Below are 21,722 nucleotides of genomic sequence, written 5' to 3'. Positions count from 1 at the left end.
TTAGAATTCGTTAGACTATTGAAGATAATTGATAATAAAAATTTACTATTCCTTTTGTATATGGATATTCTGATGTGAAAAAAAGATTAAAAAAATACTAATACAGTAAGGTTTACGATACTCAAGAAATAAAATACATAAGAGGTCTAAACAGGTATACAAATTTTAATATCTATTCTATTTGGCGATCACTTTACTATCATTTTGACATAAATATCTTATTTTTGAGTTCTTATTAAAAAACATACAATGCGACTATTTTTCTTTTTAGGAATTACATTACTTTGTTTTGGATGTCAAAGTGAAAAGACCACCAATATACAAGGAAAAGCTCCCGTTGCTAAGCTTGATAGTCTTTCTAAAGAAAAAATTAAATTAAACCTTCTGAAACTTTCTCCGGAAGCTGAAAGAAGTCTTGAAATTTTTGAAGATTTTCAAAACCTCAGAAGTTTTATAACTGTACTACGCAATGAGAATGCTTTCTACGTAAACAAACATGTTGATAGTATAGATTTTCTAGTAAGTACATTTAAAGAAAACCTTTCTGAAGATTTAAACATAAACACTATTAACTCTCGAATTAGTGTTCTATCTACCGAAACAGGTTTACTAAAATTACTTTCTGAAAAGAAAAATAAAGATTCGGATATGGTTATGGAAGCTAATACAAGATTGATTAAAGCTTATAATAGTTTGATCATACAATTAAATGAATTGTCATTAGCAATTCCAGAAAATATTGAAAAAGAACTTTTAAGAGAACTTGAAGACCAAGAGAACTAATTAAACATTAAACGTATGCAAAAGTCAATTCTATTTTTACTACTATTCGTCTATAGTTTTTGTTTTGCACAACAAAATACTGAAATTAATACTGCTCTTGAGCAATGGCACAAAGCTGCAGCTGATGCCAATTTTGAAGCTTATTTTGGTCTTATGACCGAAGATGCTATTTTTATAGGAACCGACCCTACAGAAAATTGGAATAACAGCGAATTTAAAGCCTTTGCTAAACCCTATTTTGATAAAGGAAAAGCCTGGAGTTTTTCTACTCTTGAAAGAAATATTTTTGCGCAAAAGGAAAGTGATATTGCTTGGTTTGATGAGCTATTAGATACTCAAATGGGGATTTGTCGTGGTAGCGGTGTCATTCAAAAAACAGCTAATGGCTGGAAAGTAAAGCATTATGTATTATCTATTGCTATCCCTAACAAAAATGTAGCCGAAATCACTAAGCTTAAAGAAGGATTTGATACTGCCTTAATGCAAAAACTAAGAGCTCCTAAAAATTAAATCAGTGATTTTTTGAAAGCTGACAGGGTAGAAAAGCAATGTTTAGCTCCGTTTTCCAGAAGTTTTGCCCTGTTCTTATCTCCTATACCTACAAAATCAAGAGATAAATTTTGGGCCGTTTTTAAATCCCAAACACCATCTCCTATTGATACGATACGGTCAAAATTTTCTTTATCATAATACATCTTTGATCTTTCTATAGCTTCTAAAACAAAACCTTCTCTCGACTCGTGCGTTTTTGAAGTTGCTAATAGTTTTTCATCATACCAGATATCACATTGATCTAATTTGATCATTGCTGGTTTAGGTAATGCACCTGTAGCAAAACAAAAAGGAATATTACTATCTTTAAAAAACCGAATTAGTGATTTGGCACCATCAATTTCTTTTACGGGATCAAACATTCCCATTTGATTAACCAAATCGATTTCAAAATCATCTAATAGTTCTTTGGGAAAGGTTTTCTTAAAATTGCGCTCATAATTATATCTCAATGCATAACTATCTGTATGATGTTTATACCTATCATAATCGGTATCTATATTAGAAATCCCTAGTGCCAATAACGAGTTTGTAACCGAAATCAAATACATAGGCACACTATCTGTAAGTGTCCCATCGATATCGAATATAAATAATGTATTCTTCAGATCCTTATTCTATGATGTTAAAGCGTATATTTTACAGATAGAATAAAATTTCTTCCTGCACCAACAATACCAGAAGAATAAGGACGGTATCGTTGATCGGTAATATTTTCTATCGATAATATACCTTTTATATTTTTTGTTACTTGATATTGTGTTCTAAGATTAAACGTATACCAGGATGGAGAATATGGGTTCCCATCTTGATCTTTGGCATACAAGAAGTCATTGTTCTGTTGAGAAGGAGCCAGGTCTTCATAACTAAACTCTCCATTATACACTGCAAAAGCATCAATTGTAAATTTAGGTAACATATAACTTACCTGAGTAGTTCCAAACTGAGGAGAAACGTGTCTTGAAGGAGCAGTAGTACCATCATCAGATTCTTCTTCTCCTCCAACAAAAGTATACTTAGATATTAGTTTAAAATTTTCAAAAAACCTATATTCTAATCCAGCTTCAAATCCGTATACTCTAGCATTTGCTGCATTTTGAATAGCTTGTACATTACTTAATTCTCCTCCAAATTGGATTTCTGTTTGCCCATTTAAATTATAGTCTCTTCGTATTAATGCATCTTCAAGATATGTATAATACGTTGACAAATCTACAGATAAGTTTTTATCAAGATTTAGCTTTACTCCTATTTCACCATTATATGCATATTCAGATTTTATATCTGGATTAGGCACTACAACAGAACCTGGTTCTGAATCAAAAATCTTACCAACATCATCAATATTAGGTGCTCTAAAAGCTGTAGATAAATTCAATTTCCATTGTATCATATCATTAGGAAACCAACTTAATCCCGCAGTGCCCGTCAAGGCTTCGGTATCGATATTTGCTTCGGTAAATGGAAAATCAAAAAACTTGTCATCAAATTCTGAATATAGGATGATTCTATTATATCGTAATCCTCCTTGAAATCTTAGTTTTTCGCTTAACTTATGTTTTATGCTAAGGTATGCTGCTATCGATTGCCATGTAGATCCATCAGGATATCTAGAGGGTGCGTCTTCAATAACATTAGTAGTAGTATTACGTTCAGACCCATCAGAATATACTTGATTTAATACATACTCTAATCCATAATACAGAGTAGTCTTATCACTAAATTTTCTTTCAAAATCCCAGTTTAATGAGTAAGCATCTACCTGTTCCTGGGTTCTTTCTAAAATATCACTACCAAAATTGCGATCATTTCTACTTTCTTCAAAATATTGATATGCTGCAGTGATTTTCATTTTATCATACAGTTTGCTTTTTGATTTATGTGATACTTGTAGGTTACCCATAAACCAGAGTTGTGGTCCATAAAACCACTCGGCAGATCTTAAATTTCCATCCCTCTTTCTAATCAAGCGATCATAACGCGGATAATCAGATGTTTCTGTATAGATAAGATTGGCATTAAAATCCCATTTCTCGTTAGGCATAAAACGAATTTTCTGCAACAAATTGATCTGATCATACCCTGTAAACACTTGTTTTTCAGGATCGGTGTTTTGTATAACAATATCTTCTCCGTTTATGGTTTCTACATATTCATTTCTCAAATAATCATCGGGACCATGACTTCCCATTTTTAAATCATCAAAATCTGTGTAGCTTACACTGGTTAAAAATGCCCACTTCTCTAATCCGATATTAAAATCAACATGTCCTGTTTTTTCATTACTGGCGCTAGCATATCTGATAAGTGCATTACCACTTAGTTTATTCTTACTGTTTACAGCAAACTTAGGTTGTGCTGTATAAAAATTCATTACTCCTCCTACTGCATCACTTCCATATACAACAGAGCCTGGCCCTAATATTACTTCTGTTCTATCAACAGTAAAAGGGTCAACCGATATTACATTTTGCACATTTCCTCCTCTAAATATTGCTGTATTCATTCTCACTCCATCTACCGTGAGCAGTAATCGATTGGTAGAAAAACCTCTAATAATAGGGCTTCCTCCTCCTAACTGGCTTTTTTGAATAAAGACCTGACCACTGCTTTGTAAAAGATCTGCAGATGTTTGTGGCATAGACAATTCAATATCATTAGAAGAAATACTTACAATTTTTTGTGTAACTTCTTTTTGTTCCTGCTCCCATTTTGATACCGAAATAACGACTTCCGAAAGCTGGTTTTCATCTGGTTTTAAATATATAGAAAGTGATTTTGGTATTTTAGATTTTACCATATTTATCCCTAAATGCGAGATATGAGTAAAATACAAGATTTCGGTATCAGAAAATGCAGAAATATCAGCTACTCCATCAAAATTAGTTATCGCACTCTTAGATTTAATCTTATTGTAAATAGCTACATTAGGAATAGGTTGATTATTTACTGTACTAAATATTGTAATTTTTTGAGCATTACCAGGCAATGCAAAAAATATAGCCAATAAAAGAATTATAAATAACCGCATTATCTTAATTAAAAATTTCGTTTAAAACTGAAAGTGATTTCGGCTTCTTAAAACCGTGCAAATGTAGTTCAAAATATACTAATAGCATAGCCAGAATATCACTTCGTGTATTCTTTGATAGTTTAATATCCATACTTGCCTCAAATGTTGTGCCTAAAAATTGTTTAAATAATTTTACCTGATCTCCGCTTACACAATATATATTACTACTAATAGACTGAAAAACGCCTTCCTGCATATTAAAATAGTCTGATTCTACATGAGGGATATCTGGATAAAAGCCAAGATACTGGGTAAGCTTGGTTAAAAATGTAATATGAAAATTACCAATAGTATCATGTGTATCTAGCCACATTAAAGCGGTTTCAATATATTCGAATAGATCTGTATTCGTTTCTTCTTCTTGTATAGAATTCTTAAGTACCTCAGAAATAAAAAACACCAATGTCCCTTTTACAAAATCTGTATGTAACGATTTATAAATTGTTTTTATTTTGGCTTCTTTAATTCTCTCTAAAGAGCCTTTATCTTTATGAAAAGCTTGTATTTCTAATAAAGTAAGTGGTTGAAATAAAGATGCTTTGATTTTTCCTCGTTTAGATTTTAAAACTCCTTTTAGTAAATAAGAGCGTAACCCACTCGTTTTTGTAAACAATGAAACAATCAGGTCTGCTTCACTATATCGTAAGGAATGTATTACTATTGCTGGTGAGTTGATTATCATTATAAATCGAAAATAAATAAAAAAGCAATCTTATTCTTTGTTCTTAGGTGGATACTTAATTAGGGATTTTTCAATAATTTTTTGAAAGAAATTGGTACGTACATCTGGAGAGGCATTAGGATAAAACCTCCTCTCGGCAATCGCCTGCCATACCAATTCATCTTTTTTTACATCGACAAAATCAATAGTAAGTTCAAGAAAAGTTTCTGGTCCACCAATAGGAATAGATCCTCCTACACCGATACTAACACCACCGCTGCCACTACCAACCCCCACACCAATACTATTACGTGAAGGTGTTTTATTCATAATCGCTTTAAAATTCATATGAATATCCGGAGTTTCAGATTTGGTAAACCCTTTACTTTTCATAACGGTTTCTGTTACCATCAATAATCGTTTTTGATCCAAATCATTAAGCCCAGAATTCATCTCAGGATAAAAAGCGTAGGTCTTATATATTGAAAAATCCTGTTGTTCATCATAATCATAAATCGTATGTGTAACTCTACATGAGATTAATAGCACCAAAAAAAAGAAAAGACCTGCATGCTTCATAAGAACCAATTTAACTATAAAAATACATAACAAAATGATATCATCCTTACACTTGATTCATGGATATCATAATTTTAGGAAACCAAATGCATAATCGGGGTTGAATATTCTTTTAATCAACAACAAAGCCGTTTAGAGAAATCTCTAAACGGCTTTTATTTATAAAATAAATTTTATTTATATAACGCCTTGCGCTAGCATAGCATCAGCTACTTTTACAAAACCGGCAATATTAGCTCCTTTTACATAATCTACATATCCATTACCATCATTACCGTATTCTAGGCAAGCAGAATGGATATCTTCCATAATTTGTTTTAGCTTATTATCTACTTCTTCGCGAGTCCAGTTATAACGCAATGAGTTTTGTGTCATTTCTAATCCAGATGTTGCTACACCTCCTGCGTTAGAAGCTTTACCTGGGGCAAAGAAAATTTTAGCTTTATGAAAAGCAGTAATTGCTTCTGGTGTACTTGGCATATTAGCACCTTCACTAACACAAACACAACCATTAGCAATTAACGTTTGTGCATCATCTCCATTTAATTCATTTTGAGTAGCACACGGTAAGGCGATATCACATTTTACTCCCCATGGGGTTTGCCCTTTATGAAACTCTGCAGAAGGATATTTATCGACATACTCGTTGATACGTCCTCTTTTTATATTCTTAAGTTCCATCACAAAAGCTAGTTTTTCTGCATCAATTCCGTCTTTATCATAAATGTATCCAGAAGAATCTGATAGCGTTACTACTTTCGCTCCTAGTTGCGTTGCTTTTTCTGCAGCGTATTGCGCAACATTTCCAGAACCAGAAACTGTTACCGTTTTTCCTTCAAAAGAATCTCCTTGGGTTCCTAGCATATTTTTTGCAAAATAAACCGTTCCATATCCTGTAGCTTCAGGACGAATTAGAGATCCTCCCCATGTAAGTCCTTTTCCGGTAAGAACACCAGTAAATTCATTACGCATTTTACGATACATCCCGAATAGGAATCCTATTTCGCGACCTCCTACTCCTATATCTCCCGCAGGAACATCTGTATCAGGACCAATATGTCTAAAAAGCTCGCTCATAAAACTATGGCAAAAACGCATAATTTCATCGTCAGATTTTCCTTTAGGATCAAAATCAGATCCTCCTTTACCACCTCCCATAGGAAGTGTAGTTAAACTATTTTTGAAAACTTGTTCAAAAGCCAAGAATTTCAGAATACTTATGTTTACAGAAGGGTGAAAACGTAACCCTCCTTTATATGGTCCTATTGCAGAATTCATTTGAATACGATACCCTCTATTCACATGAATTTCTCCTTTATCATCTACCCAAGGTACACGAAACATGATCGCTCTCTCTGGCTCAACCATTCTTAACAGGATGTTTTTCCCATTATAAATTTCTTTTGTAGCGATGTAAGGGATTACAGTTTCGGCAACTTCCTGTACCGCTTGTAAAAACTCAGGTTCGTGTGCGTTACGAGCCCTTACCTCTTCCATGAATGCATCTATCTTTGCTTGCATATGTTAATTGAATTAATAGATTCTTATCTATAGGTTGAAATATCACGCCAAATATATGATATTCCTAAAAAAACAAGTTTATTTTTTTAATTTAATAATTAGGCTATCCAATAGCTTGTTCGAGATCTGCAATGAGATCATTAACATCTTCTATTCCGACACTTAATCTAATTAAAGAATCGACTACTCCTGTTTTCTCTCGTTCTTCTTTTGGTATTGAAGCATGTGTCATACTTGCAGGATGTCCTGCAAGGCTTTCTACTCCCCCAAGAGATTCTGCTAAAGTGAAAAATTTTAGATTCTCTACGATCTTAATTGCACTATCATAATCACTTCCTTTAGTAACAAAAGAAATCATACCTCCAAAACCATCCATCTGTGTTTTGGCAACTTCATGATTAGGGTGATCTTCAAAACCTGGCCAGTATACTTTTTCTATTTTAGGATGGTTCTTCAAATATTTTGCAATGGCTTCACCATTTTCACAATGTCGTTGCATACGTATATGTAAGGTCTTGATTCCTCTTAACACCAAAAAACTATCTTGTGGCCCACAAACAGCACCACTTGCGTTCTGAATAAAGTAAAGTCGCTCTGCCAGTTTTTCGTCTTTTACGATTAATGCTCCCATAACCACATCACTATGCCCTCCTAAATATTTGGTAGCACTATGCATTACAATATCGGCTCCAAGATCCAAAGGCCTTTGCAAATATGGAGTAGCAAAAGTGTTATCTACAGCCAATAAAAGATTATGTTTTTTTGATATTGCAGCTATGGCTTTAATATCAATAATATTCATCATAGGGTTGGTAGGTGTTTCAACCCATATTAATTTGGTATTTTCATTTACATAATCTTCTACTTTATCTGCATTTTCCATCCCTATAAAGTGAAACTTGATTCCAAAATCTTCAAAGATTTTAGTAAACAAACGATAGGTTCCTCCGTATAAATCATTAGTAGAAATAACCTCATCACCAGGTTTCAATAATTTGATTACTGCATCTATGGCAGCAAGCCCCGATCCAAAAGCAAGTCCAAATTTTCCATTTTCGATACTGGCAAAAGAATCTTCTAATGCTTTTCTTGTTGGATTATGCGTTCTGCTATATTCAAAACCTTTATGTCCTCCCGGAGTGGTTTGAGCGTATGTAGATGTCTGATATATCGGAGGCATAACGGCACCATAAGCCGGATCGTGTTTCTGTCCTCCGTGAATTGTTTTAGTGTTAAATTTCATCTATTTATTAGTTTTTAACAAGAATAAATTAACTTGGTCGTTTTATGTTGAAAAACGGGACAAATGTATGATTTAATTCGTTCTAATCATATTTCGTCGAATACCTTTAGTAGATGATTAACACAAAAACTAACACGAAGTCAAAATTCATTCTTTTGCTCATAATTTTTTTAGGATTATATAGCTGTGACAATACAGAATCTTTCACTTTTGAAAAACAAAATTTTACTGTAGATACTCTTCTCGATTGCAAAAATGTCGATTGTGTTTCTTTAGAGATCAATTTACTAAAAATCGTTGATGACAATCCCATTGCCGTCACCATTAATAAAGAAATAGAAAATGCTGCTTGTTCTATTTTGAATATTGGTGAAAACACATCAGAACCAACTCTGAAAGAAGCGATCTCTCAATTTAATAGTTCGTATCAAAATATTAGTAAAGAATTCCCTGAAGAAATTATCCCTTATGAAGCTACTATTGATTGTGAGCTTAGTTTTCGATGTCAAAATTTACTCTCTGTCCTAATGGATTCTTATATATTTACGGGTGGTGCTCATGGAAATAGTACAGTTTCTTATCTAAACATTGACACAAAAACAGGAAAGCAATTTTCGAATAGAGCATTATTTAAGAATTATGATGAGTTTGAAGATTATGCAGAAAAAATCTTTAGAACACAATATAAAATCCCAGAAGATGAATCGATTAATAGCACAGGGTTCTTTTTTGAAAATGATACTTACAGCTTACCTTCGACTATAGGGTTTACAGATAAAGAGGTGGTACTCTATTACAATCAATATGAAATCAACTCCTATGCAGAGGGGCCTATAGAATTAAAATTGAATAAGGAAGAGGTTGCTTCGTTTTTTTCAGTTAAGATTTTTTGATAAAACAATTTATCTTAGGAAAGATAAATTCTATATCCAAACTTACTTAAATCGCTTTTCTAAGTGCCAAAATATATCCTAAATGAATCCCTTCATGATAGTTATTAAAATTCATTGCATCTTCAACAGATTTTAATACAAATCCAGTACTAGTCTCATAGTCATTATAACTTTTAAATATATCATTACTTAGATCCTTTTCTGTTTTATCTAATGTTGTAAATAAAAGCTTCTTTATTTCTGACACTTCTTCTGCGGTAGCTGGCCGTTCTGTCTTTGTTCCTTTTCGATACAGATCTACCATTTCGTTGTCAATCATCATTGGTAATCCGCTCAATTTATACACTAATAGTTGTTGGGTTACCACCACGTGTGCAATGTTCCAGATCAAGTTGTTTTTAAATCCTTCGGGTACTTCATTTAATTGGTCTAAAGAATAACTATCTAACATTTTTTCTAACATTTTTCGATTGACACGAGTAATTGTTATTGGATCTTGCATGGTGTTTATCTGTTTATTTTATTGTTTTTCAAAAAGTCATACTTTCACTGTGTTCAGCACGAGTATAGAATTTGCCAATGATCATATTATTTAATAACAACATGATCGTTGTGATTCATTTCATAATTTTTAGCCAAAAATATAAGTTTTAATTGTGAAATGAATTTCCTTTGTGATGATTTTGACACTTAAAATAATCAACTGTGAAAAAAATATATCATTTGTCTACTTGCGATACTTGCAGACGCATTTTAAATGAGTTAAATCCATCTTCAGATTTCATTTTGCAAGACATTAAAAATGAGACCATTACCGCAGATCAAATTGAAGAAATGTATGAATTGTCTGGAAGCTATGAAGCTATATTTAGTAAAAGAGCACGGTTATACAAAGAGCGGGATCTTAAAAATCAGAATTTATCTGAAGAGGATTATAAAAAATTAATTTTAGAACATTATACCTTTTTAAAACGACCGGTAATCATTGTTGATGATAAAATCTTTGTCGGAAACAGCAAAAAAGTGGTCGAACAGGCCAGTATTGCCATTAATGGATAAAAGAACTGCTGCATTATTGGCTGCATTTGGTGCCAGTTTGATATATGGCATAAACCATACTGTGGCCAAAGGTGTTATGCCTACCTATATCAAACCATTTGGCTTTATTTTATTACGTGTAGTTGGTGCTGCACTATTATTTTGGCTTGCATCTATATGGGCGCCAAAACAAAAAATAGAACGCAATGATTGGCCAAGGGTAGTTGCTTGTACTGTATTTGGAATGGCAATCAACATGCTTATGTTTTTTAAAGGATTGCAATTATCAACACCTATCAACAGTTCTGTAATGATCACCATTTCTCCTATTTTGGTGTTTATTTTATCTGCTTTTTTTATAAAAGAAAAAATTACTATTTTAAGAACTATTGGTATTTTTCTAGGTTTTTCGGGAGCGCTGGGTCTTATCCTTTTTGGTTCCGAAATACGTCAGGATGCCCCAAACATCCCATTAGGAAATGCTTTATTTATTATCAATGCGGCTTCATATGCTATCTATTTGGTATTGGTAAAACCCTTGACAGCCAAGTATCATTCTATTACTTTAATGAAATGGTTTTTCTTACTAGGCGTTATTATTAATTTTCCGCTTACCATTTCAGAATTTAGTGAAGTAACATGGAGTTCATTACCTTATGAAGTAATCTGGAAAATGATTTTCGTCGTCGTAGCAACTACATTTCTTACCTATTTGTTAAATATATTTGCCCTAAGACATTTAAGAGCTTCTACAATTGCGGCATTCATTTATTTACAACCCCTATTAGCGATTAGTTTTGCCATGCTAATGGGTGCAGATACGCTAAATACAGTTAAAATAATATCTGCACTATTGGTTTTTCTAGGCGTATATCTGGTTACCAAACCTCCTAAAAAGGTAATCTCTTAAACCTATTCTAAATCTACTGGAGTTTTAGCAAATTTTCTCTGTTCTTTTATTCGATTTAAAATAACCTTAAAAAGATTGTCTATACATTCTTCTTTTTTGTCTTTTATTAACACATTACACAAGACTAATAACCATCTTAAAACCAAAAAAATGAAAAGGTTAAAATCTCAGTTCAGGATATCTATCCTGTTTCTATTATTTACTGGTACTATCACTTTTGGACAAACCAAGACACAGCAAAAACTAATCACAAAACAGTATCGACAGCAAAAACTAATCGAATTAGAAAATCAATTTGAAAAGAAAGCAATTTCAGAAAAAGAGTTGGCCAAACAAAAAGCCAAAGAAAAAGGATGGGAAACAGAACTCAACTTACCAGAAGGTAAATATATAGAGTTACAGAAAATTGCTCCTAATGGTAACCCTATTTACTACACTACTTATAATATTAGCGCTGCAAGATCAACCCGAGCCGATCATTTAAATACTGGCGGATCTTTAGGTTTAGATCTTAATGGTCAAAATATGACAGCACATGTATGGGATGCAAAAGTAGCCAGAAAAGCACATCAGGAATATGATGGCCCTGGTGGAGAAAATCGATTTTCTGTTGGCGACAATACGAAAGAGCTACATTACCATTCTGCTCATGTTACTGGAACAATCATGGCTTCTGGATTTAAACCAAATGCAAAAGGAATGGCACCTCAAGCCAAAGCTATAGGATATGATTGGAATAAAGATAAAGCAGAAGCCATAAAGGCGGCATCAAAAGGAATGTTGATATCCAATCACTCTTATGGATATCGAATTAGAGGATCCCTGGGACAAGTTTTAGTACCTACCTATTTTTTTGGAGGATATATAGAAAACTCTAAAGATTGGGATCAAATCATGTACAATGCACCGTATTACCTTATGGTAGTTGCTGCAGGTAATGATGGAAGGGATGATACTGCTAATAGTAAACCCTTACAAGGAAAAAGAAAATACGATAAGCTTACCGGACATGCTACTGCCAAAAATAATATTGTGGTCGCCAATGCTGATGATGCTAGAATAGATTCTTACGGAAATTTTGTTTCTACTCTTATCCATGTTTCTAGTAGTGAAGGGCCAACAGATGACTTACGTATAAAACCGGATATTACAGGTAACGGAACCAGTGTCTATTCGACATCATCGAGTAAAAATTCTGCCTATAGTCACCTAACAGGTACTTCTATGGCCTCTCCAAATGTTGCTGGGTCATTATTATTATTGCAAGAACATTATAATAATGTTAATGGCACATTTATGAAAGCCGCTACCCTAAAAGGATTAGCATTACATACAGCAGACGACATCAGACCTCCAGGACCAGATGCAATACATGGGTGGGGGCTATTAAATGCAAAATCTGCTGCCGAAACCATAACTTATAATGGTAATAAGACATTAATCCATGAGTTATCGTTAAATGATGGAGAATCATATACAATTACTGTAGAAGCAGACGGATCTGTTCCTTTAATGGCTTCAATCTCATGGACCGATCCAGCTGGTAAACCTAGTAAAATTATAAATGACCCTACTCCTGCATTAGTAAATGATCTGGATATTAGAATTACCAAAGAAGAAAAAACATTTAGGCCATTCAAGCTTATATCGGTTAAGAAAAGTGGAAGAGGTGATAATACTGTTGATCCTTTCGAGAAAATCAAAATCAACAACCCACTAGATACATATACTATAACAGTAACTCATAAGGGAAATTTAACCAATGGTGCTCAAAACTTTTCACTTATAGTTACCGGAATTACACCTGATAATCTGGAATGTACCGCAGAAACACCTACAGGTATAACTTTTTCTGAAATTGAAGATTCTCAAGCAAAAGTTTCATGGAATACTGTTGGGGGTGCAACTTATGAAATACGATATAAAGCTGTAGGAAATTCTAACTGGATACAAACCAGCACATCAGATATTTCAACAATATTATCAGATTTATCTCCAAACACAAAATATAAAGTACAGATAAAAAGTATTTGTAGTGATGGTACAACTTCGGATTTTAGTACTCAAAAAATCTTTACAACAGCACTTGTATACACAGGTTGTTCTGATGGTATAACCTCTTATCCATATATAGAGAATTTTGAAAATACTTTAGGGTTATGGACACAAGATGGAGATGATGACTTTGATTGGTCTATAAATACAGGAGGAACCCCTTCTAACAACACAGGACCAAGAGGACCTGGTCAAGGTAAATATTATCTATACATGGAAGCTTCTGATCCTAATTATGCTCAAAAAAGAGCCATTCTTAATTCTCCTTGTATAGATTTATCTCAAAAAATTGAAGCTCAGTTTAGCTTTAAATATCATATGTGGGGAGCACAAGCCATGGGAACCCTTCACTTCGAAATAAGCTTAGATGACGGAACCACCTGGACTAGCCTTTGGAACAAATCGGGGAATCAAGGAGGCCGCTGGAAATTGGCAACGGTTGATTTATCTGACTATATAGGAAAAAGTATTAGATTACGATTTAATGGTATTACCGGGAATAATTGGTTAAGCGATATTGCAATAGATGCCATAAAATTAACTACAGATACAAAACTGGGGGCATCTTTTGCAACATTAACGCTTACATTTGACGATCACCCAGAAGAAACGAGTTGGGCAATTCAAAAAAATACTACTAATGAAATTGTTGCTTCTGGAGGACCTTACGAATCCTGGGTTGCTGGGTCAACAGCAAACATTGATCTATGGTTATCGGCCGGTTGTTACACCATTATTTTATATGATGAAGGTAGAAATGGTATGTGTTGCTCAGAAGGTAACGGCTCATATACGCTTCAAAATGATGTTGGAGGGGCTATTCTTGCATCTGGTGGATCCTTTGGAATTAGAGATACTAAAAGTTTCTGTGTAGGAGCTCCAGAATATTGGTGGACCTCAGAAGAAACAATTGTTAATGAAGAGATAACAGATACTAAAATTTATCCTAACCCTGCCAAAAATACACTTTCGATAAGTACATATAATGAATATTCTTCTTATCGCATATTTACAATTTTAGGTCAAGAAGTAGACAAAGGAACATTGAAAAACAGAGATATTGATGTAAATCATTTAAGCCCTGGCATGTATGTTCTTAGACTAACTACTACTAACAAACAACAAATAACAAAGCAGTTTATTAAAGAATAGAAAAAAGAACTCAGAAAAACAGACCCGAAGACATAAAATCTTCGGGTCTATTTCTTTTTAGAACTTGATTTTTGTTTAGATATGATTTTCAGGGATATTATACAAAAAAGTAATTTCTTAAGCTTGTTCTAAATCTATCGGAGTTTTAGCAAATTTTCTTGTATCCTCTTTGGTAAGTACCTTAAAATCTTCTGGTCGTTCTACCGTATCTAATAGTTGGTGTATTTCTTTTGGAAGTGCAATTAACTTTCGAGTATTTAAATCCATCCATGCACCCATCATTTCACATTGTGCAAAATTTCGCCCTTTATAGTCATAGTATTTATGTCTAAACTCAAAAAATTTTCCATCTTCACTTAATCCCGAAATTTCTAAAGAAACTTTTACCGGTCTACCATAAAATACCTCTTTAAAGTAATAAATATGCTCGTAAAATACGACAGGACCAATATTAAACTTACCTAAAAGACGTTGATCAAAACCCTTCTCTGTTAAAAAAGACATTCGGGTATGTGCTGCAAATTCTATATATGCTTTATTCGCCAAATGACGATTTGCATCAATATCATTCCATCTAATTTCAAAATCTTTTAAATACATATCACTCTTTTTGAGTGGCAAAAATACAAAATAACTTATTATGCGCGCATAACAGAGTGTTATTAAATATGTATATTTGATAACACACATAAAACAAAAAATATCCGGACCGTATACTATTTTCAGGATTTTAATGAAACAGATTTTGAAAACCTATATCGTCTTTTTACTTTAAAAAAAACTCATCATGTATATTAAACGAAACATTGGTTGGGGGCTTATCCTTCGCTATGCTTGGAAAAACATCATTTTCTTTACTATATACACTACAGTTATTTTTTCATTGTATCATTTTTTAGATTGGAAATTTATTGATATCCCTTTTCAACCTCTCACTGTAATTGGTATAGCGGTAGCATTCTATATCGGTTTTAAAAACAGCCAAAGTTATGATCGGTTTTGGGAGGCTCGTAAAATTTGGGGTGGTATCGTAAACTATTCTCGAACCTGGGCCAATCAGATATTATGCCTAGTACATGATGATCAAAAAACTAAGGAAATTTTGATTTATAGACATATAGCTTGGATTAATGCTTTAAGAATTCAACTCAGACAACCAACTTCTTTTAGTTTAAAAGAGAACATAGCCGTTGAAAGCCTTTTTAAAAAACACGGAGAACAAAAGCCTGCATGTGACGCTTCAAAAATTTTTGTATCTGATCAGGAATATCAGGATTTACTAAAAAGGAAGAATCCTTCTACTCATTTAGTTAAAAATCAAGGACTTCATATTAAACAACTTCTGGATCAAGGTAAAATTACAGAGTTTGACAAGCAGCTTTTACATAATATTCTAGAAGAGCTATACAATCTTCAAGGTAAATGTGAACGTATAAAAAATACTCCCTTCCCGAGACAATACGCCTATTTTAGTACGTTGTTTACCTGGATATTTATTCTATTACTACCTTTTGGGTTACTTAATGTTTTTGAAAACAAACTAAATGAAATGACAAATGGTATAGAGCAATGGTTTATCTTTTTAATGATACCACTTTCTATTTTAATAAGTTGGGTTTTCTTTACTATGGAAAAAATTGGAAGCAATAGTGAAGATCCTTTTGAAGGAAGAATTAATGATGTGCCAATGACTGCATTATGCAAAACTATTGAAATTGACCTGCGTGATATGCTTGATGAAAAAAATCTTCCAGAAAAAGAACAACCAAAGGATAACATATTATACTAATGCCATTACTTGAATCTAAGTATACCCCTCCTTTTTTCTTCAGAAATGATTATATCTCTACTATATATCCTAATCTGTTACGCAAAGTAAAAGGAGTATCACAAAAAAGAGAACGTGTAGAGCTTGATGATGGGGATTTTATCGATCTTGACTGGAGTTACAGCACAATACCAAACTCAAAAAAACTAACAGTCATTATTCATGGATTAGAGGGTAATGGACAACGCCAATATATACTGGGGTTAGCAAGACACCTAAATCATAATGGCTGGGATTCTGTAGCAATAAATCTTAGAAATTGTAGTGGAGAAGTAAATCGTCTTTATAGATCCTATAATGCCGGATCCAGTGAAGATTTGGATCGTATTATTAAGCATATTCTTATGTCACATACCTATACTAATATATCGATATGCGGATTTAGTTTAGGAGGTAATATTATGCTAAAATACCTGGGAGAAGGTCGCTCTTTAGCTTCAGAGATAAAAACCGCGGCAGCTATTTCGGTTCCTTGTGACCTTTATGATTCGCTATCAGAAATAAATAAACCAAAAAATTATATCTATCAACAACGGTTTATCAATCACCTCAAAGCCAAACTATATGATCGACAAGTACAATTTTCTGATATCCTAAGTATATCCGATATTAAAGCCTGTACATCTCTTATGGATATTGATGAATTATATACCAGTAGAGCTCATGGGTATGAAAATGCAATGGATTATTATTCTAAATGTAGTTCTAAACAATTTCTGAAAAATATACAAACACCTACATTAATCCTCAATGCCAAAAATGATTCTTTCCTGGGAGATCTTTGCTATCCTTTTGATGAAGCTGAAGAAAACCCTAATTTATTTCTTGAAACCCCAGAATATGGTGGTCATGTAGGTTTTTATCTTCCTAATAAAGTGTATTATAATGAATTGCGAACATTGAATTTTTTTGATCAACTAAATTAACATTGAATAAAAGAAAGGTTTTTCTTGCAACATAGTTGCATTATAATAACCTTAATGTTTTATACAGTAATTTTATTTCTCTTCATCGAAAAACTTTTTTTTATCAAAAAGATTTGATGAGCTTTGATCATGATTCTTCCATTTTTGAAGGAAATTTAACTAACTTAAACTCAACAAAAAATGATACCAAATCAAAAACCTACCTCCTCCCAGTATTAGCAAATAAGATTTAAAAATTTATAATCTTAGTATACTACTAGTTTTTCTCTACTTCAAAGAATACCGAAAAACTAATTAACCTTATAAAAAACTTTCTATTATTCTATAATAATATTTATAGAGTGGTAATGATTAATTACCCTTATGGATCTATGAACTTCTAGTTCATTAAGTTTAATAAACCAATTTTTTTAACATAAACTCAAACACAAAAAATGAAAAAACCATTTATCATTTTAGCCGCACTCATTTGCTATATTGGGCATTCCCAATATAATTCAAGCGCCCCCTGGATGGAGGATTTAAATCAAAGCAAGAATTCTTCAGGGGTCAACACTCCTGTAAAATTTCAAAAGATTACCAACGCATTTAACACTTATTGGACAGACAAAAATCATAAGAAAAAAGGTAGTGGATATAAGCCTTTTAAGAGATGGCAGGAATATTGGAAGAATTCTTTATTACCAGATGGTACCATACCGACTCCCGAGCACTTATGGAGAGCCTGGGAAGAAAAGAACAGTATGACTTCTTCTGCAAATGCAGCCGCAAACTGGGTCCCTATGGGACCATTTAATCATGAAGTTACGGGTTCATGGTCTCCAGGACAAGGACGTGTAAATGTTGCTATTATAGATCCAAATAATCCTAATATATTTTATATTGGAGCTCCGGCAGGAGGAATATGGAAATCTACAGACAAAGGTGCAAATTGGACCTCTTTATCAGATAACCTTCCTCAAATTGGTGTTTCTGGTATAGCTATTGATCCTAATAATTCGAATATTATTTATATTTCTACCGGAGATGATGATGCCAATGATTCATATAGCATTGGGGTTCTTAAATCTACTGATGGAGGAAATACCTGGGCAAAAACAGGCTTAGAGTTTTCAAATTCACAAACTACAAGTAATGATATTTATATCGACCCCAATAACTCGAATACATTATGGGTAGCAACTAGTCAGGGAGTTTACAAAACTACCAACGCAGGAGTTGCATGGACTAAAACATTGAATGAAGACGTAAAGGATATTAAACTGAAACCAGGCGATTCTAATGTAATTTATGCAGCTACAAAAGATTCTTTTTATAAATCAACAAATGGGGGAACCAGCTTTACAAAAATACAAAGTGGACTACCATCAAGTTCGGGAAGATTTGTCATCGAAGTTACTCCTGCCAATCCTAACTACGTGTATGTTTTAAGTGCCAAAACCAAAAATGCTAATTATGCTTTTCAAGGTTTATACCGCTCAACCGATAGTGGAAACAGCTTTACAAAAACCCAAGAAACTACTAATATCCTAGAATCAAGTCAAGCTTGGTATGATTTAGCACTAGCCGTTTCGGATACAAATGCCAATACTGTTTTTGTAGGATGCTTTAATATATGGAAATCTACAGATGGAGGAAATAACTTCTCGGTAATCAATGATTGGGCAAACCCTCAACAAGCCACATACACCCATGCAGACATTCACTTTTTACGTTATTATGACGGAAAGTTAATGTGTGGTAGTGATGGGGGAGTATACTTATCAGAAAATAATGGTGGGAGCTTTACAGATTTAACCAAAGGATTACAGATAGGTCAGTTTTACAGAATATCAGTAGCAGCAAATAGTAGCTCTAATAATATTGTAGGAGGACTTCAGGATAATGGAGGATATGCACGTAACGGAAACACTTGGAACAATTATTTTGGTGCCGATGGGATGGATTGTGCAGTAAGTGGTACAGATCCCAATACATATTATGGATTTATACAAGGTGGAGGATCTCTTTATAAAACTACCGATAGAGGAACAACACAAACTCATGTAACTCGTGGGCCTGAAAGAGGAAATTGGGTTACTCCTCTGGTTTCTGATAAAGATGGAAATGTTTATGCAGGATATTCTAGCGTTTATAAACTAAATAATAATTCTTTTCAAAAACTTACTACCTTCAATTTTGGTGGTAATCTGGATCATATCGAAGTAGACCCGTCTAATGCAAACAATATTTATGTTTCTCGTGAAAATAATTTATATAAAAGTATTGACAAAGGAGTAAACTGGACAAAAATACATACTTCTACTACAAATATTACTTCTATAGAAGTACATAATGATAATACTAATATCATTTATATATCTACCAATGGTTATTCTTCATCAGGGCTTTCTAACGGAGTTTTTAAATCTACTGATCAGGGATCAAGTTTTTCTAACATATCGGGTAATTTGCCAAGTGAGGCTAAAAACGTTGTCCGACACCAAAAAGGTACCGAAACTATTTATGTAGGTACTTATTTAGGAGTGTATTATAAGCAAGGAAATAACAATTGGGAAAATTATTCTCAAAATTTACCCAATGTTTCTGTACGAGATTTGGAAGTTAATTATACAGATCAAGTATTATTAGCAGGTACTTATGGAAGAGGTGTTTGGAAAGTCCCTCTTGTAGGATCATCAACTGCAGATACTCAAACCCCTTCTACTCCTTCAAATTTAACAGCATCCAATGTAACACAAAATACAATTGATCTTTCTTGGGTTGCTTCTACAGATAATGTTGGAGTTACCGGGTATGATGTATATCAAGGCAATACTATTATTGGTACAGTAGCTACGACTACATATCAGGCTACAGGGTTAACAGCAAATACAGCATATTCTTTCAAAATAAAAGCTAAAGATGCTGCTGAAAACCAATCTGATTTTAGTAATACCGTAACAGCCACAACTACCGATGGCAGTAATCCTACAAACTACTGTGACTCTAATGGTCAAAGTGTAAATGATGAATACATCAGTAATGTAAAATTAGGAACCATCGATAAAACATCGACAGGAGCAAGTGGTGGATACAGCGATTTTACTGCTGAATCTACTAACCTGTCTAAAGGTAATACCAACACCATTACCATTACTCCTACATGGACCGGAACTAAATACAATGAAGGATACTCTGTATGGATTGATTATAATCAAGATGGAGATTTTGCCGATACAGGAGAACAAGTATGGACGAATGCTGCTTCACAAACAACTCCGGTAAGTGGTAACTTTACTGTACCTGCAACAGCGAAAGATGGAAACACTAGAATGAGAGTATCTATGAAATACAATGGAATACCAACTCCTTGTGAATCTTTCTCTTATGGTGAAGTAGAAGATTACACCGTGGCTATAGGTGGTGGATCAACCAGTGGCGATACTCAAGCTCCTTCTGCTCCAGCAGGATTAGCAGCTTCTAATGTTGCCCAAACAACTCTTACCCTATCATGGAATGCTGCTACTGATAATGTAGGAGTGACTGGATATGATGTATATCAAGGATCAACTAATCTTGGATCGGTAACCGCAACAACAAGAAATATTACCGGATTAACCGCTAACACTGCATACCAGTTTACGGTAAAAGCTAAAGATGCTGCCGGTAATGTTTCTGGTTCTAGTAATACAGTTAATGTGACTACAACAGGAGGAAATTCTGATCCTTGTGCAGGTGTGGCTCCATATAATAGTTCGGTAAATTATCAGGTTGGTGATCGTGTAACTTATCAAGGATATCTTTATGAACGTACTAATTCTGGATGGAATAATCTTGGGGCATGTGGTGCATTTGCCACGGCACTCTCTATAAACCCTACCGCTCCACCTTTTAATACGCAATTAAATAATATCAACAGTAATGACATAACAACAGTAGATTTGAAAAATTCTGAATTTGTAATTTCTCCTGTTCCTGCAAAAGACTTTATCATGATTCGAATGAATAATGTTAAGGATGTAAACTATAGAATCATTAATCATATTGGTCAGGTGGTAAGAAATGGTAAAGTATCTAAAAACAAGGTAGAATTAAGTGGTTTACCAGATGGGATGTATTTCTTTTCGGTTTTATCATATGATAAAACACTAACTAAGAAGTTTATCATTAAGCAATAATATACATTCAGTATTTTTAAAAAACCCCGAAACAGTTTGTTTTGGGGTTTTCTATTTACAGTAATAGTGGCTTTTAAGACAACGAATTCAAAATAAAAAATACTGAATCATACACTTTTCTTTTCTAAGAAAAACATTACAATACTATGCACATATACCAATTTAATATAAAAACATATTTTATAAACCCGTTGTGCATTTCGTTTTGAAATAATAAAAGTTGCATAAACTACTAAATAAAAATAAAGTGAGATAACCACAATAAGTTAAGTAGACACTAAAAGAAAGATTTTTCTTGCAACACGGTTGCATTACAATGGTCTTAATGTTTTATAAAGCAATTTTCTT

General features: G+C 33.4%; 17 protein-coding genes. 9 read left to right on the top strand and 8 right to left on the bottom strand.

Features of this window, described 5'->3' with window-relative positions; genetic code table 11:
* Positions 1–249: 249 nt before the first annotated feature.
* Together NNL09_RS09115 and NNL09_RS09110 are read left to right on the top strand one after the other, a co-directional pair.
* On the top strand, positions 250–783 hold the full coding sequence (locus NNL09_RS09115; protein WP_196911522.1) for a hypothetical protein: 534 nt from the start codon (positions 250–252) through the stop codon (positions 781–783).
* A gap of 15 nt (positions 784–798) precedes the next feature.
* On the top strand, positions 799–1,293 hold the full coding sequence (locus NNL09_RS09110; RefSeq protein ID WP_196911521.1) for a nuclear transport factor 2 family protein: 495 nt from the start codon (positions 799–801) through the stop codon (positions 1,291–1,293).
* On the opposite strand, the gene NNL09_RS09105 is transcribed toward NNL09_RS09110, so the two are convergent.
* The 6 genes from NNL09_RS09105 to NNL09_RS09080 form a co-directional block, all read right to left on the bottom strand.
* On the bottom strand, positions 1,290–1,925 hold the full coding sequence (locus NNL09_RS09105; RefSeq protein WP_256525666.1) for an HAD family hydrolase: 636 nt from the start codon (positions 1,923–1,925) through the stop codon (positions 1,290–1,292). The two genes, NNL09_RS09110 and NNL09_RS09105, sit on opposite strands and share 4 nt — an antisense overlap.
* Before the next feature lie 35 nt (positions 1,926–1,960).
* Positions 1,961–4,366: a TonB-dependent receptor gene (locus NNL09_RS09100; protein ID WP_196911519.1), complete on the bottom strand. Its 2,406-nt coding sequence runs from the start codon at positions 4,364–4,366 to the stop codon at positions 1,961–1,963.
* Positions 4,367–4,370: 4 nt separating this feature from the next.
* Positions 4,371–5,090 carry a DNA repair protein RecO gene (gene recO, locus NNL09_RS09095; RefSeq protein ID WP_196911518.1) on the bottom strand — a complete coding sequence of 240 codons (720 nt, stop codon included), beginning with the start codon at positions 5,088–5,090 and terminating at the stop codon, positions 4,371–4,373.
* A gap of 30 nt (positions 5,091–5,120) precedes the next feature.
* Positions 5,121–5,648, bottom strand: coding sequence for a DUF4136 domain-containing protein (locus tag NNL09_RS09090; protein WP_196911517.1), 528 nt, complete (start codon positions 5,646–5,648; stop codon positions 5,121–5,123).
* A gap of 177 nt (positions 5,649–5,825) precedes the next feature.
* The gene (gene gdhA / locus NNL09_RS09085; protein WP_025665898.1) at positions 5,826–7,169 is read right to left on the bottom strand and encodes an NADP-specific glutamate dehydrogenase; all 1,344 of its coding nucleotides are present in this window, start codon (positions 7,167–7,169) and stop codon (positions 5,826–5,828) included.
* Between the two features lie 103 nt (positions 7,170–7,272).
* The gene (locus NNL09_RS09080) at positions 7,273–8,412 is read right to left on the bottom strand and encodes a cystathionine gamma-synthase (RefSeq protein WP_025665899.1); all 1,140 of its coding nucleotides are present in this window, start codon (positions 8,410–8,412) and stop codon (positions 7,273–7,275) included.
* 155 nt (positions 8,413–8,567) lie between these two features.
* On the opposite strand from NNL09_RS09080, the gene NNL09_RS09075 reads away from it, so the two are divergent.
* The gene (locus NNL09_RS09075; RefSeq protein WP_196911516.1) at positions 8,568–9,305 is read left to right on the top strand and encodes a DUF3298 and DUF4163 domain-containing protein; all 738 of its coding nucleotides are present in this window, start codon (positions 8,568–8,570) and stop codon (positions 9,303–9,305) included.
* 46 nt (positions 9,306–9,351) lie between these two features.
* Here NNL09_RS09075 and NNL09_RS09070 read toward each other — a convergent pair whose 3' ends face one another.
* Positions 9,352–9,807, bottom strand: a complete 456-nt coding sequence (locus tag NNL09_RS09070) for a DinB family protein (protein WP_025665901.1) — start codon at positions 9,805–9,807, stop codon at positions 9,352–9,354.
* Positions 9,808–10,010: 203 nt separating this feature from the next.
* Here NNL09_RS09070 and NNL09_RS09065 point away from each other — a divergent pair, with 203 nt between their 5' ends.
* The 3 genes from NNL09_RS09065 to NNL09_RS09055 all read left to right on the top strand — a co-directional run bounded on the left by NNL09_RS09065 (position 10,011) and on the right by NNL09_RS09055 (position 14,460).
* Entirely contained in the window at positions 10,011–10,364 is a 354-nt protein-coding gene (locus NNL09_RS09065) for an arsenate reductase family protein (protein ID WP_196911515.1), read from the top strand.
* Positions 10,357–11,253: a DMT family transporter gene (locus tag NNL09_RS09060; protein ID WP_196911514.1), complete on the top strand. Its 897-nt coding sequence runs from the start codon at positions 10,357–10,359 to the stop codon at positions 11,251–11,253. The genes NNL09_RS09065 and NNL09_RS09060 overlap by 8 nt, the downstream gene beginning before the upstream one ends.
* 150 nt (positions 11,254–11,403) lie before the next feature.
* Positions 11,404–14,460: a S8 family serine peptidase gene (locus NNL09_RS09055; RefSeq protein WP_196911513.1), complete on the top strand. Its 3,057-nt coding sequence runs from the start codon at positions 11,404–11,406 to the stop codon at positions 14,458–14,460.
* 117 nt (positions 14,461–14,577) lie between these two features.
* On the opposite strand, the gene NNL09_RS09050 is transcribed toward NNL09_RS09055, so the two are convergent.
* Positions 14,578–15,060, bottom strand: coding sequence for a thioesterase family protein (locus tag NNL09_RS09050; RefSeq protein WP_025665905.1), 483 nt, complete (start codon positions 15,058–15,060; stop codon positions 14,578–14,580).
* A 187-nt stretch (positions 15,061–15,247) separates the two neighbouring features.
* Between NNL09_RS09050 and NNL09_RS09045 the strand changes: the two genes are divergently transcribed.
* From NNL09_RS09045 to NNL09_RS09035, 3 genes are all read left to right on the top strand, one after another.
* Positions 15,248–16,249, top strand: coding sequence for a bestrophin family protein (locus NNL09_RS09045; protein WP_025665906.1), 1,002 nt, complete (start codon positions 15,248–15,250; stop codon positions 16,247–16,249).
* Positions 16,249–17,214 carry a YheT family hydrolase gene (locus NNL09_RS09040; RefSeq protein WP_025665907.1) on the top strand — a complete coding sequence of 322 codons (966 nt, stop codon included), beginning with the start codon at positions 16,249–16,251 and terminating at the stop codon, positions 17,212–17,214. The genes NNL09_RS09045 and NNL09_RS09040 overlap by 1 nt, the downstream gene beginning before the upstream one ends.
* A gap of 434 nt (positions 17,215–17,648) precedes the next feature.
* Positions 17,649–21,374, top strand: a complete 3,726-nt coding sequence (locus NNL09_RS09035) for a GEVED domain-containing protein (RefSeq protein ID WP_254514229.1) — start codon at positions 17,649–17,651, stop codon at positions 21,372–21,374.
* Positions 21,375–21,722 lie beyond the last annotated feature (348 nt).

It is taken from the genome of Aquimarina sp. EL_43, assembly GCF_943422735.1.
GTDB classification, from domain to species: domain Bacteria; phylum Bacteroidota; class Bacteroidia; order Flavobacteriales; family Flavobacteriaceae; genus Aquimarina; species Aquimarina megaterium.
Note: the sequence above shows the minus strand (reverse complement) of the source record. Positions and strands in the feature narration are given on the sequence as shown.